Origin of the sequence: Silicimonas lutimaris (assembly GCF_047314965.1) — a bacterium.
In the GTDB taxonomy this organism is placed as follows: domain Bacteria; phylum Pseudomonadota; class Alphaproteobacteria; order Rhodobacterales; family Rhodobacteraceae; genus JAVJUV01.
Window position 1 is genome coordinate 21,474 of record NZ_JBLBVK010000034.1, and the last position, 11,940, is coordinate 33,413.

Below are 11,940 nucleotides of genomic sequence, written 5' to 3' on the forward strand. Positions count from 1 at the left end.
CATGAGCAGACGCGCAATCATCACGGGAGCAGCACAGGGGATCGGGCAGGGCATCGCCGACCGTCTTGTCTCCGAGGGCTGGGATGTCACCCGGCTCGACGTCCGCGAGGGCGAGGGTGTTATCTTCTGCGATGTCTCGGACGAAGCCTCCGTCGCCGCCGCGTTTGACGCCCTCTCCGAACGTTTGGCGCCCGGCCTCGATCTCCTTGTGAATAACGCGGGCATTGCGCATCCCTACACCGGGCTCGTCGAGGACCTGTCGCTCGACGATTGGAACCGCTGGATCGGTACCAATCTGACCGGTGCATTCCTGATGACCCGTGCCGCCGTGCCGTACCTGCGGAAGGCGAAGGGCAGCATCGTAAACATCTCGTCCACGCGGGCGTTCCAGTCGGAGCCGCACTCCGAGGCTTATGCCGCCTCCAAGTCGGGGCTTGTCGGCCTCACCCATGCTCTCGCCGTCAGTTTGGGCCCCGGCATTCGCGCCAATTGCATCGCCCCAGGCTGGATCAACGCTCACGGCGGAAGTTTCCGGCCCGCCGACCACGCCCAGCATCCCGCCGGGCGCATCGGAACGGTCGACGATATCGCCGATACCGTGCTCTATCTGGCCACGTCCGGATTCGTGACCGGCCAGACGATCACCGTCGACGGGGGCATGACGCACAAGATGATCTGGCTGGAGTGAGCGCTCGACCCCATTGATGCATGTCAATGCGTGAATGTCCCGCGGGCCTAGCCTTGTCCTCGTTTGAAGATGTCATCTTGGGGGGAGGAGATCATGAAATTCATTGTCAAATGCCTGACACTTATGGCTGCGGCCGGTTCCATCACGCTTTCTCAGCCGGCTTCTGCGGAAACACCTGTCGGCTCAAACGTGGAAAGCCGTTTGGTCCTGGCTCTCAAGGCCGACGACGCGGCGGTGACAGCGCTCATGCCCGAGGGATGGCGCGGACTGACCCTGCCGCAGGGACCGTTCGCCGGCGCGAACCTGCTCGTTCTTCTGTCCGACCGGCATCTCGGCCTTGATCCCGACGGCAACCCGATCGATCCCTATGCCAGCCGCTACGCGGCGCTTGTGGCCTATGGCGTCTCGCCCGAAACGAAGGGGCCGCGCATGTTCGTGCTTCGCACCTACGAGACACCGCCGGTCGTAGCGGTCTACGGCAACGCCGTCGCCGCGGAGATCAGCAGGGTTTCCGCGCTCTCCGGAAGCGGTGACAGCCCGCGCGAGCGGACCGAAACCTGGGTGGTCGAGGCCGAGAACGGAGACCGTATGTCGTTGGAGCTGGACTACCGCCAGGGACGTCCCGGCTGGTCGTCGGGCGAGGCGATGCCCTATTCCGCTGAAACCCCGGATTTCCACCGTATCTACCGCTACGATCAACTGGCCGATCTGGCCATGAGCACCGGCCTCGGACGTCCTCTCGACGGAGAGATCGCGTTCGAAGCCAGCGTTCCCTCGCTTCTTGACGGCACACAGGACATTCAGGCGATCACGATGATCCCGGTCTACATCCGCAAGGTTTCGTTGCCCTAGAACATCATGCAGTCGGCGCCGGGCGGCAACGCTTCGGCGCCTTCAGGCAGCGTCGGCATATAGTCGAACGAGACAATCCGCGCACCCTGGTCGAAGGCGATGAACATCTGCCCCGAACCGGGGCGGATCGCGATGCCTTCCGGATCGATCCCGTATTGCGTCAGACCTGCCACCGACAGAAGCCGCCCTTCGGCATCGAACTCATAAAGGCTGTTTGTGCCTTCCAGGTCGTCCACGATCAGAAGATGCCCCGTGCGCGGATCCCGCGCGATCCCCTGTGCCTCGTAGAGAGGCGGTGTCAGTTCCAAAGTATTTATGCGCCGGATCACCTCGCCATCGGGCGAAAACCAGGTCAGGCGTTCCGGATCGTCCTCGACCGATATGATTTCACCATTCTCCCCGATGACGATGCCCTCCGTATCGGCCCAGCCATCCGAAACACGGAACGGGACCCCCAGGATATCTCCGTTCTTGCTGATCCTCTGGAACGCGCCCATGCCGTCCGCGACAAGCAGGTCGTTACCCTCGACCGTGATAGCCTTGATGCGCGAAAGGTCGCTGCGCAGACGCCGCAGTTCGTCCCCCTCCAGCGTTACCAGGATCACCTCCGGCCCCTCGTTCGCGATCCACAGCCCGCAGAACGTCGGGTCATAGTCCAGGCTGGCGGGGCGGTTGAGGAAGTAACTGCCGGTCATTGTCAGCTCAAGGGCGGCGGTCGGAGCCGGGGCGGCGGCAAGGCAAAGCCAGGTCAGGAAAGCGCGTGTCATTCTGTCTCCCTCGTCACCCGGAATGATGGCGCTACGTCACGCCAAGTCAAAGGAGAAGGACATGGAACGCGCACTCGTGATCGGCGCCTCGGGCGGCATCGGATCGGCAATCGTTTCTGAACTCGGAGCGCGCGGCGTGGTCGTGGACGGCCTGTCGCGTTCGTGCGATGGGCTAGATGTGACCGACGAGACCAGCGTTGCGCGGGCGCTGGGGGCACTTTCCGCGCCTTACGACCTGGTTTTCGTCGCGACGGGCGCTCTCGAAATCGGCGGGCACACCCCCGAAAAAGCGATCCGCGAGGTAACCCCCGAGGCGCTTCTGGCCCAGTTCCGCGTCAACGCTCTCGGCCCCATGATGGTCCTGAAACACGCGCTTCCGCTGCTGCCCAGGGACAGCCGCGCAGTCTTCGCCGCCCTCTCCGCCCGCGTCGGCTCCATCGGCGACAACGCCATCGGCGGCTGGCACAGCTACCGCACCGCCAAGGCTGCGCTCAACCAGCTGATCCACGGCGCGTCGATCGAGCTGAAGCGCAGCCACAAGCAGGCCATCGCGGTCTGCCTTCACCCTGGTACGGTCGAGACCCCCTTCACCGCGAAATACGCGGGCCGCCACAAGACCGTTCCGGCGCCGCAGGCCGCGGCGAACCTCGTCAACGTGATCGAGTCTCTGACCCCCGCACAGACCGGCGGCTTCTTCGATTATGCCGGCAGGGAAATCCCCTGGTGACGCGCCTCATCCTCGTGCTCGGCGACCAGTTGACCGAAACCGTCGCTGCCCTTCGCCAGGCCGACAAGGCCAGGTATGTCGTGGTCATGGCCGAGGTCGCCGACGAAGCCGCCTATGTCCGCCACCACCCGAAGAAGATCGCCTTCTGCTTCGCCGCCATGCGCCACTTCGCGGCGCGTCTCGAACAGGACGGCTGGACGGTCGACTACACGAAACTCGACGCCGACCAGCCGCACCAAAGCATCCCTGCCGCCCTTCTCGCCGCTGCCGACCGACACGGGGCAACGAAAGTACTGGCAACCCGTCCGGGCGAATGGCGTCTGATCGAAGCGCTCGACGAAACGCCGCTCGACGTGACCCAGCTGGAAGACGACCGCTTCATCGCCTCCCATGCCGACTTCGACCGTTGGGCCGAGGGGCGCAGGGAACTGCGCATGGAGTGGTTCTACCGCGAGATGCGCCGCAAGACCGGTCTTCTGATGGACGGAGACGCGCCAGAGGGCGGCAAGTGGAACTTCGACCACGACAATCGGAAAGCCGCCCCCGGCGACGTCGATTTCTCAGGCCCGATGCACTTCACCCCGGACACCACCACCGAAGAGGTGCTGACCCTCGTCGAGGCGCACTTCCCCGACAACTTCGGCACGCTCCGCCCCTTCTGGTTCGCGGTCGAGCCGGGTCAGGCGAAACAGGCGCTCGCCCACTGGATCAGGGGCGGCCTGCCGAAATTCGGCGACTACCAAGACGCCATGCTGTCCGACAACCGCTTCCTCTGGCATTCGGTCATCTCGATGTACCTGAACGCCGGCCTCCTCGACCCGCTTGAGATCTGCCGGGCCGCCGAGGAGGCTTACAGGTCAGGACATGCGCCCCTGAATGCCGTCGAAGGCTTCATCCGCCAGATCATCGGCTGGCGCGAGTACATGCGCGGCATCTACTTCCGCGAAGGCCCCGGCTACACGCGGCGGAACGTGCTGAACCACCGGAGGAAACTCCCCGACTTCTTCTGGACCGCGAAGACGGACATGCGCTGCATCGCAAAAACCGTCGAGCAGACACGCGACGAGGCCTACGCCCACCACATCCAGCGCCTCATGGTTACCGGCAACTTCGCGCTCCTGGCGGGCATCGACCCGCACGAGGTCCACGAATGGTACCTCGCCGTCTACGCCGACGCCTACGAATGGGTCGAAGCGCCCAACGTCATCGGCATGAGCCAGTTCGCCGACGGCGGCATCGTGGGCTCCAAGCCCTATGTCTCGTCCGGCAACTACATCAACAAGATGTCCGACTATTGCGGCGGCTGCGCCTACTCGGTCACCACCAAGACAGGGCAGGGGGCCTGTCCCTTCAACCTGCTCTACTGGAGCTTCCTGGACCGCCACCGCGACCGCTTCGAGAAAAACCCCCGCATGGCTCAGATGTATCGCACCTGGGACCGGATGGATGCGGGCAAGCGTGAGACGATCCTGCAAGAGGCCGATACGTTTCTGGCGGGTCTGTAGTCTGGTTATCAAAACCGGACCCAGGGCTGCTGGTGGACGTATCGTGAGTTGGAGCGCAAAGCGGCTGGTGTACCTAACGTCTGGTGTTGAACGAGTTTCCAACCATTGCTGCGATACTGGCTTGCGACTGGAATTCAGCGAAGCCGGGGGGAAATGATGCTCGAGCATTTTGGTCGGCCATCGTCCCGACCGGTTTCATGGCGCTGCTGTTTCTGAAAGCTTCGTTCTTCTGTCGCGAAGATCCGGTCCGTACGCTTGCGGATCTCAAAGCCAGGAAACTGCGTGTCTGGAGCAATGATCAGGCCGAAACCTTCACCAGGCTGAGTGTTTCGGCGCAGATCGTCGGAAAGACGATATATACGGAGTTCCGCTGGCCGGCGTCGTCGATTGCGCCGTTTCTCCCGCGCTGTTCGCGCATGCGATTTCGCTGCAGGAAGTGACCCAATACCCCTCTTACCTCTCCCCGGTGGCTGAGAGCTCCATATGTTCTGGGCGTTTCAAAGGGAGCGTGGGACGGGCTGAGCGATGCCGAGCGCAAGGCGGTCAGCACCGCGTCGATGTCGCCCTGCGAGCGACTGATGATGCGCGGCACTTCGGCCAGCGCCTTTTCGCGACGCAGCGCTTTCTCGAGGCTGATGGTCCGTTCCGAGATAACGGCCGAATGATCCGCCTGCATTTTCGCAGATCAATCGCCTTCGGTTGGAATTGTAAATTTCGAAACCGGCGCGACGGACCGAGGAGTGAGTGGCGCGGGGCCTCACGGTTCAGCGAGGCCCCGCGCCGGGTTCGGCGCCGCCGTGATTTAACGGCGCCCGAGTGAGTCCTCGAAAATGTCCTCTATTTCCTGCTGATGGGTTATGCGGTTGCGCGGCAGGGCCCGCACAAACGGGTTCGGCTCACCGTCGCGGACCCAGTTGGAGGGCGAGCAGAAGCGGAAACCGCTGATCAGGAAGTATATGTAGCGAAAGACCTTTGAGCGCTTCTGAAGCGCATCGGATCTGATGACGAACATATCGTGCAAACTCTCTTACTCGTAAACGCGCGAACGCAACTTTGGGTGGATTTCACATAAACAAAATCGCCCTTAACTTTAACAGTTGCAACCACTCGATCCCGAACGGAGTGTTTCGCTTTCGACAATATGACGCCGAACTGGTTTTATCGAGAGGCCGGGCTTAAATGCCCGACCTGCTCAATGCGCGCTGCCTGGTATCCAGAACGCAACGCGTCTGGACCCTGAAATTGCGCGAGAACACCCGCAGAATTTCAGATTTGGTCGTCGTGTCGAAGTGCCGTTTCGGCTTTGCGAACGGCTTTGGCGCGCCCTTTTCCATCCAGGATTTGAAGCTTTCTGGTTTCAGAGAAACCGCCACGTAATTGATGTAACGGAACAGCTTGGCTGCCTTTGCGATACGTGTCTTCAATTCTTTGTTCATGGTACACAACCTCTAACTCAGCATCCCCTCCGAGCAAGTATCAACCTAGAGGCGAATTGCGGCGATTCGATGCCTCAAAGGTAGTATTTTTCTTAAACTTTCGAAGGGCTTGGAAACGAAACCGCCGAATAACTCGGATTGTTCACTATTCCGATGGTGTTGTCAGAACTCCATCGGCCCAGGTCCCGGTTCTTTCCTCGCCAGATGCGTACCGGATAGTTCCTTCACCCTGCCGCTTCCCGCGCACGAAGGTGCCCTCATAGACATCGCCGTTGGCATAGGTGGCGACTCCCTCGCCGTTGATCTCTCCGGCTTTCCATTCTCCGGTATAGGTAAAGCCGTCGGCCATGGTGATCTTGCCCTGTCCCTCGCGCTGCCCCGCAACGAAGCCGCCCTCATAGACGGTGCCGTCCGAGTACCGGGCGACACCCTCGCCGTCGCGCTGACCGGCTTTCCAGCCGCCTTCATAGGTATAGCCGTCGGCAAAGGTCATCTTGCCCTGGCCGTCCATCTTGGCGTTCTTGAACTCGCCCTCGTAGACAAGGCCGTTTGAATACGTCGCCACGCCGGTGCCTTCGATCACGCCGGCGACCCACTGACCTTCATACGTATTGCCATCGGGATAGACGATCTTGCCGGACCCGTCGGCCAGATCGTTCTTGAACGTGCCGGTATAGACCGAACCGTCGGGATAGGTGACCTGGCCTTCGCCTTCGATCGATCCGTTCACCCACGACCCGGTGTAGACATAGCCATCTGCCCCGGTGAAGGTGCCCTGTCCGTGACGCTGGTCATTGGCGAACTCGCCTTCGTACACGTCGGTGTTTTCATAGCTGATCTGGCCGTCGACGATCCTGGCGTAGGTTACCTTGCCCATGCCCTGGCGCTTCCCGTTTTCCAGAGCGCCTTCATAGATGTCGCCGTTCGGTTGTGTCAGCTTGCCGGTCCCGTGGATCTGGCCCTGAGACCAATCCCCCTCATAGACCAGACCGTCCGGCATCGTCAGGGTGCCGGTTCCCTCGCGCACGCCTCGCACCAGAGTGCCGGAGTAGACCGCGCCGTCGGGATAGGTGATCGTGCCCTCACCTTCCTTGATGCCTCGTACCCAGGCGCCTTCGTAGATATATCCGTTCGGGCTCTCCATCCGGCCCTGGCCGTGATGCAAGGCCTCTTCGAATCCACCCGTGTACTTCACGCCATTCGCATAGGTCGCTGTGCCCTGGCCGTTGATCTTTCCATCCAGCCATTCGCCCTCGTAGGTGCCGCCGTCGGCAAAGGTGATCTTGCCGACGCCCTCGGGCTTGCCCGCGACGAACGCGCCTTCATAAACAGAACCGTTCGGAAACTCGGCGCGCCCCTGTCCGCGAATCTCGCCGTCGACCCACTCTCCTTCGTAGACATAGCCGTTTGGCAGGCGGTAGGTGCCGGTCCCGTGCTGCTTGCCGTCCTTGAACGTGCCTTCATACACGCCGCCATCGTCATACTGTTTCGTGACGACCTGCCCGTCCTGCGCCAGCGCTGCCGTTGCTGTCAGCGCCAGAATGGCCAGTGTGCCTGCTCCGAAACCTCTCATGCGATATCCACCATGTCTCCCTGTCGAAAACGCCAACGGTCTTCGCTCCTTCTTGTGCCTCTGAAATCTAGTAGAGCCATCCACCCCCCGCAACGCTTTTCCCCGGGGTCTTTTCCTCGGGCCGATCTCTGCTAAGACGACCGTGGACAAGGAGACGCGCATGACGAACCGCTTCCGCATCACGCTCGCGCAGATGAACCCGACGGTCGGCGACCTTGCGGGCAATGCCGCGCTGGCGAAACGGGCTTGGGACGAGGGCCGCGCCGCGGGCGCCGATTTCGTGGCGCTGCCCGAGATGTTCATCACCGGCTACCAGACCCAGGATTTGGTGATGAAGCCCGCCTTCACCCGTGACGCGATGTCCCATGTCGAGCAACTGATGAAGGACTGCGCCGACGGCCCGGCCCTCGGCATCGGCGGCCCGCTACTTCAGGGCGGCAAGCTCTACAACGCCTATCACGTCCTCAAGGGCGGACGTCTTGTCCGCCAGGTTCTCAAGCACGAACTGCCGAACGAGACCGTCTTCGACGAGGTCCGTCTTTATGAACCCGGCCCCATTGGCGGCCCTTATGATCTTGGCGTCATCCGCATCGGCACGCCGATCTGCGAAGACGCCTGGCACGAGGAGGTGCCCGAGGCGCTGGCCGAGTCCGGAGCCGAAATCCTGCTCGTCCCGAACGGATCGCCCTACTACCGGAACAAGTACGACACCCGCGTGAACCAGATGGTTGCCCGCGTCGTCGAAACAGGCCTGCCGCTGATCTACCTCAACATGATCGGCGGTCAGGACGATCAGGTCTTCGACGGCGGTTCGTTCGTGCTGAATCCGCACGGCAAGATGGCCGTGCACCTGCCGCTGTTCGAAGAGGCGATCACCCACGTCGATTTCGAGGAAACCGACACGGGCTGGGTCGCCGTTCCGGGCGAGATCGCCGCCTTCCCCGACGAATGGGAACAGGACTACCGCGTGATGGTCACCGCCTTGCGTGATTATCTCCGAAAGACCGGCTTCCGGAAGGTCCTGCTCGGCCTTTCGGGCGGCATCGACAGCGCGATCGTGGCCACCATCGCCGCCGACGCCATCGGCCCCGAGAACGTGCGCTGCGTCATGCTGCCGTCGAAATACACGAGCCAGGCCTCGCTCGACGACGCGGGCGAGGTGGCCCGCCGCCTTGGCACCCGTCTCGACACGATCTCGATCAAGGCCCCGGTCGAGGCGGTCAACGGCGCGCTGGCCGAGGTCTTCTCCGGCACGAAACCGGACCTGACGGAGGAAAACATCCAGTCCCGCCTCCGCGGCGTGACCCTGATGGCGATCTCGAACAAGTTCGGCGAGATGCTCCTGACCACCGGTAACAAGTCCGAGGTGGCCGTCGGCTATGCCACGATCTACGGCGACATGGCGGGCGGCTATAACCCGATCAAGGATCTCTACAAGATGCGGGTCTTCGAGACCTGCCGCTGGCGCAACACGAACCACCGCGACTGGATGATGGGACCTGCGGGCGAGGTGATCCCGCCCCGCGTCATCGACAAACCCCCCACCGCGGAACTGCGCGAAGACCAGAAGGACAGCGACTCGCTCCCGGAGTACGCCGATCTCGACGTGATCCTCGAAGCCTTGATCGACCACGAGAAATCCGTGGCCGAGGTCGTTGCCATGGGTTTTGATCGCGCCGTGGTCAAGAAGGTCGAACACCTGATCTACATTGCCGAATACAAGCGCTTCCAGTCCGCTCCAGGTCCTCGCCTGACCAAGCGTTCGTTCTGGCTCGACCGGCGCTATCCGATCGTGAACCGCTGGCGCGACCCGTCGTGATCCCCTAGCCGATAGGACCGGCGCAGACATTGAACAGGATCGGCGCTGGGGCTTCGCTGCTGATTGCAATCTTCCCGCTCTATGCGGGCATCGACGTCCTCTCGATATTCATCCGGGATGGCGCCGTTGACTACGGGCTGTTCCCGTTCCTCTTTCCCATCGTTTTTCTCGTGATCGGGATGGCGCTTGCCGGCCTGGGGATCTGGCTCTGGTTCAAGCCCACGTGGCGCGGGCTTTGGGTGACGTTCCGGCCGGGCGGTTTTTCGGTCAGGCTTCGCACGATCTTCGGACGGGAAAGGACCTGGGAAATCGCCTGGGCAGACGTCGAAGAGATGAAACTGGTCGTCGCGCCGCGCGCCGGCGCGCATCTCGGATTTCGGCTGTCTCATCCGGCGGCAGTGAACGCGGGCCTTATCCAGGCGTCAACGCGGGAAGATGCGGCCAAAATCCTGGTGCCGCGAACTGTGACACTGCCGGCTTCTCTATCAAGTCTTGGACAGGATGACTTCGTTGCCCGCTTCATCGCTTCCGGCGAAAACTCCGGGTTTCGGATCGAAAAGGCATCCTGGCGCGAGTACATCGTCAAGACCGTCACGACCTGGACCGTTTCGGGTCCCAAGGCTTCCGATGAATGACGTGACTTTCGACCCGTCCCGGCCTCACGGCCGCAAATTGTCGCTCGCCGTTATTCTCGCGGCCGCCTTGCTTGCCTTGGTTCGCACGGAGCCCCGACAGCCACCCGTGCATCGATGAACGGGTGTTGTGCGCTTTCGCCGGATCGAAGTCCTGCCTGAAAACAATAGTTGAACAACAGGTTGTTACAGGAGGGACCCGATGACACCCAAGATCGCAATCGTTTACTATTCGACATACGGAACCAACCATCAGATGGCCCAGGTCGCCGCCGAAGCCGCCGAGGCCGCAGGCGCGGAAGTCCGTCTGCGCCGCATCCGCGAAACCGCTCCCAAAGAGGTCGTGGAAGGCCAGGACGCCTGGAAGCACCAGCTCGAGTCCATGCAGGACATTCCCGAAGTCACTGTCGAGGACATGGAGTGGGCCGATGGCTATTTCTTCTCGGCGCCGACCCGCTACGGCACCGTCGCCAGCCAGATGCGCGCCTTCATCGACACGTTGGGGCCGCTCTGGATGAAAGGTGGCCTCGCCGACAAGACCTTCACGGCGACCACCAGTGCCCAGAACCCCCATGGCGGGCAGGAGACCACGCTTCAGGGCCTCTACATCACGGCCGCCCATTGGGGCGCGGTTTCCGTTCCGCCCGGCTATACGAACCAGGTGCTCTTCGAGGCGGGAGGCAATCCCTATGGCTATTCCGCGACCGCAGGCCAGTTCGACGACAAGGGACGCGCCGCCGTCCGTCACCAGTCCGAGCGTTTGGTCGAGATGACCCGGCGCATCGTCGCCGGCCGGGCCGAGCAGCGCCAGGCCGCCTGACCGTCCATCCCTGAAACGGAGAAGCGCTCCCGGATGTCCGGGAGCGCTTTTCATTCCGGATCGGCAAGGACTGCCTTACAGGCGTGTCACCGTGCACTGCCCAAGGAGCTCCTCGGTGATCTTGCGGTCGCATAGCCGCGTCGCATCCGACATCACCGCCGCACTTGCCGCCGCGACGCCCCAGCGCAGGCATTCTTCCACGGGTTCCGCTCCCGCCATGGCCAGCGTGAAGGCGCCGACAAAACTGTCGCCCGCACCAACCTTCGAGACGACCGGTACCGGCGGGTTGACCGAGTGCCAGGCTCCGTCCGCCGTGGCCAGAACCGATCCGTCGGCGCCCCGGGCGACAATGATCGTCTTGGCCACTCCCTTTCTCACGAGATCCTGCGCGAACTCGGCGGTGTCCTCGCGCGATGGCAGCGCGCGTCCCGCCAGTTCCTCGCCTTCGGGTCCGTCCATCCTGAGGACGTGCAGCGCCTCGCGCGGTTCTTCGACGAGATGAAAGAGCGCAGGACCAGAGGTGTCCACGATCAGCCGGGCCTGCCGATCGCCGACGTGATCCGCCAGGATCGACGGAAAGTCCTTCGCCACACCGGGCGGCTGGCTGCCGGATAGCACCACGAGCGTGTCCTCGCCCGTCGCCTGGTCGACCGAGTTCAGCGCGCGCGGGACGTCATGGTCCTGCCAGACCGGCCCCGGCATCACGAACCGGTACTGCTCGCCCGATTTCTGGTCGATCACGCTCATTGACTGGCGGGTTTCGCCCGGGCCCTGGAAGGCAACGGTCGGCACGCCTTCGAGGGCGAGAAGTTGCAGCAGATGCGCGCCTGTCGCGCCACCGATCGCCACCAGCGCCGTGGCCTGGCCACCCAGGAGCTTCACGGCCCGTGCCACATTGATCCCGCCGCCGCCCGGATCGATCTGCGGTTCGGTGCAGCGCAGTTTCGGTCCCGGCACGACCTCGGGCGCCGAGGTGCAGAAGTCCACCGTGGGGTTCAGCGTGATGGTCAGGATGTGCGATTTCATCGCGATTTCCTCCGGTCTTCCTGAGCCGGGGACCATGAACTGTTAGCGCCATCAGCGCAAGGGGGTTTCGACGCCTTCGGCGACGACTGGTGGGG

At 62.7% G+C, this 11,940-nt stretch carries 13 protein-coding genes; 8 read left to right on the forward strand and 5 right to left on the reverse strand.

Going from position 1 to position 11,940, the window contains the following annotated elements; genetic code table 11:
- Nucleotide 1: 1 nt before the first annotated feature.
- Nucleotides 2–688: an SDR family oxidoreductase gene (locus ACKLNI_RS03120; RefSeq protein WP_413717549.1), complete on the forward strand. Its 687-nt coding sequence runs from the start codon at nucleotides 2–4 to the stop codon at nucleotides 686–688.
- Nucleotides 689–781: 93 nt separating this feature from the next.
- Nucleotides 782–1,540, forward strand: a complete 759-nt coding sequence (locus tag ACKLNI_RS03125; protein WP_413717551.1) for a hypothetical protein — start codon at nucleotides 782–784, stop codon at nucleotides 1,538–1,540.
- Here the strand turns inward: ACKLNI_RS03125 and ACKLNI_RS03130 are convergent.
- The gene (locus tag ACKLNI_RS03130; RefSeq protein ID WP_413717553.1) at nucleotides 1,537–2,307 is read right to left on the reverse strand and encodes a hypothetical protein; all 771 of its coding nucleotides are present in this window, start codon (nucleotides 2,305–2,307) and stop codon (nucleotides 1,537–1,539) included. The genes ACKLNI_RS03125 and ACKLNI_RS03130 overlap by 4 nt on opposite strands.
- Before the next feature lie 61 nt (nucleotides 2,308–2,368).
- On the opposite strand from ACKLNI_RS03130, the gene ACKLNI_RS03135 reads away from it, so the two are divergent.
- Nucleotides 2,369–3,034 (forward strand): SDR family NAD(P)-dependent oxidoreductase, encoded by a 666-nt coding sequence (locus ACKLNI_RS03135; RefSeq protein WP_413717554.1) that lies wholly within the window; start codon nucleotides 2,369–2,371, stop codon nucleotides 3,032–3,034.
- Nucleotides 3,028–4,539 carry a cryptochrome/photolyase family protein gene (locus ACKLNI_RS03140; protein WP_413717563.1) on the forward strand — a complete coding sequence of 504 codons (1,512 nt, stop codon included), beginning with the start codon at nucleotides 3,028–3,030 and terminating at the stop codon, nucleotides 4,537–4,539. The genes ACKLNI_RS03135 and ACKLNI_RS03140 overlap by 7 nt, the downstream gene beginning before the upstream one ends.
- 298 nt (nucleotides 4,540–4,837) lie before the next feature.
- Here ACKLNI_RS03140 and ACKLNI_RS03145 read toward each other — a convergent pair whose 3' ends face one another.
- Together ACKLNI_RS03145 and ACKLNI_RS03150 are read right to left on the reverse strand one after the other, a co-directional pair.
- A complete protein-coding gene (locus ACKLNI_RS03145; RefSeq protein WP_413717555.1) occupies nucleotides 4,838–5,215 on the reverse strand; it encodes a hypothetical protein in 378 nt (125 codons plus the stop codon).
- Nucleotides 5,216–5,341: 126 nt separating this feature from the next.
- Entirely contained in the window at nucleotides 5,342–5,551 is a 210-nt protein-coding gene (locus tag ACKLNI_RS03150; protein ID WP_413717556.1) for a hypothetical protein, read from the reverse strand.
- Nucleotides 5,552–5,718: 167 nt separating this feature from the next.
- On the opposite strand from ACKLNI_RS03150, the gene ACKLNI_RS03155 reads away from it, so the two are divergent.
- The gene (locus ACKLNI_RS03155) at nucleotides 5,719–5,916 is read left to right on the forward strand and encodes a hypothetical protein (protein WP_413717557.1); all 198 of its coding nucleotides are present in this window, start codon (nucleotides 5,719–5,721) and stop codon (nucleotides 5,914–5,916) included.
- A 204-nt stretch (nucleotides 5,917–6,120) separates the two neighbouring features.
- Here the strand turns inward: ACKLNI_RS03155 and ACKLNI_RS03160 are convergent, their stop codons facing one another.
- Nucleotides 6,121–7,548 carry an MORN repeat-containing protein gene (locus ACKLNI_RS03160; protein ID WP_413717558.1) on the reverse strand — a complete coding sequence of 476 codons (1,428 nt, stop codon included), beginning with the start codon at nucleotides 7,546–7,548 and terminating at the stop codon, nucleotides 6,121–6,123.
- A gap of 160 nt (nucleotides 7,549–7,708) precedes the next feature.
- Here ACKLNI_RS03160 and ACKLNI_RS03165 point away from each other — a divergent pair, with 160 nt between their 5' ends.
- From ACKLNI_RS03165 to wrbA, 3 genes are all read left to right on the forward strand, one after another.
- A complete protein-coding gene (locus ACKLNI_RS03165) occupies nucleotides 7,709–9,367 on the forward strand; it encodes an NAD+ synthase (RefSeq protein ID WP_413717559.1) in 1,659 nt (552 codons plus the stop codon).
- A 29-nt stretch (nucleotides 9,368–9,396) separates the two neighbouring features.
- A complete protein-coding gene (locus ACKLNI_RS03170) occupies nucleotides 9,397–10,002 on the forward strand; it encodes a hypothetical protein (RefSeq protein ID WP_413717560.1) in 606 nt (201 codons plus the stop codon).
- 199 nt (nucleotides 10,003–10,201) lie between these two features.
- On the forward strand, nucleotides 10,202–10,819 hold the full coding sequence (gene wrbA / locus ACKLNI_RS03175; RefSeq protein ID WP_413717561.1) for an NAD(P)H:quinone oxidoreductase: 618 nt from the start codon (nucleotides 10,202–10,204) through the stop codon (nucleotides 10,817–10,819).
- Nucleotides 10,820–10,894: 75 nt separating this feature from the next.
- On the opposite strand, the gene ACKLNI_RS03180 is transcribed toward wrbA, so the two are convergent.
- The gene (locus ACKLNI_RS03180; RefSeq protein ID WP_413717562.1) at nucleotides 10,895–11,845 is read right to left on the reverse strand and encodes a 1-phosphofructokinase family hexose kinase; all 951 of its coding nucleotides are present in this window, start codon (nucleotides 11,843–11,845) and stop codon (nucleotides 10,895–10,897) included.
- Nucleotides 11,846–11,940: the final 95 nt, after the last annotated feature.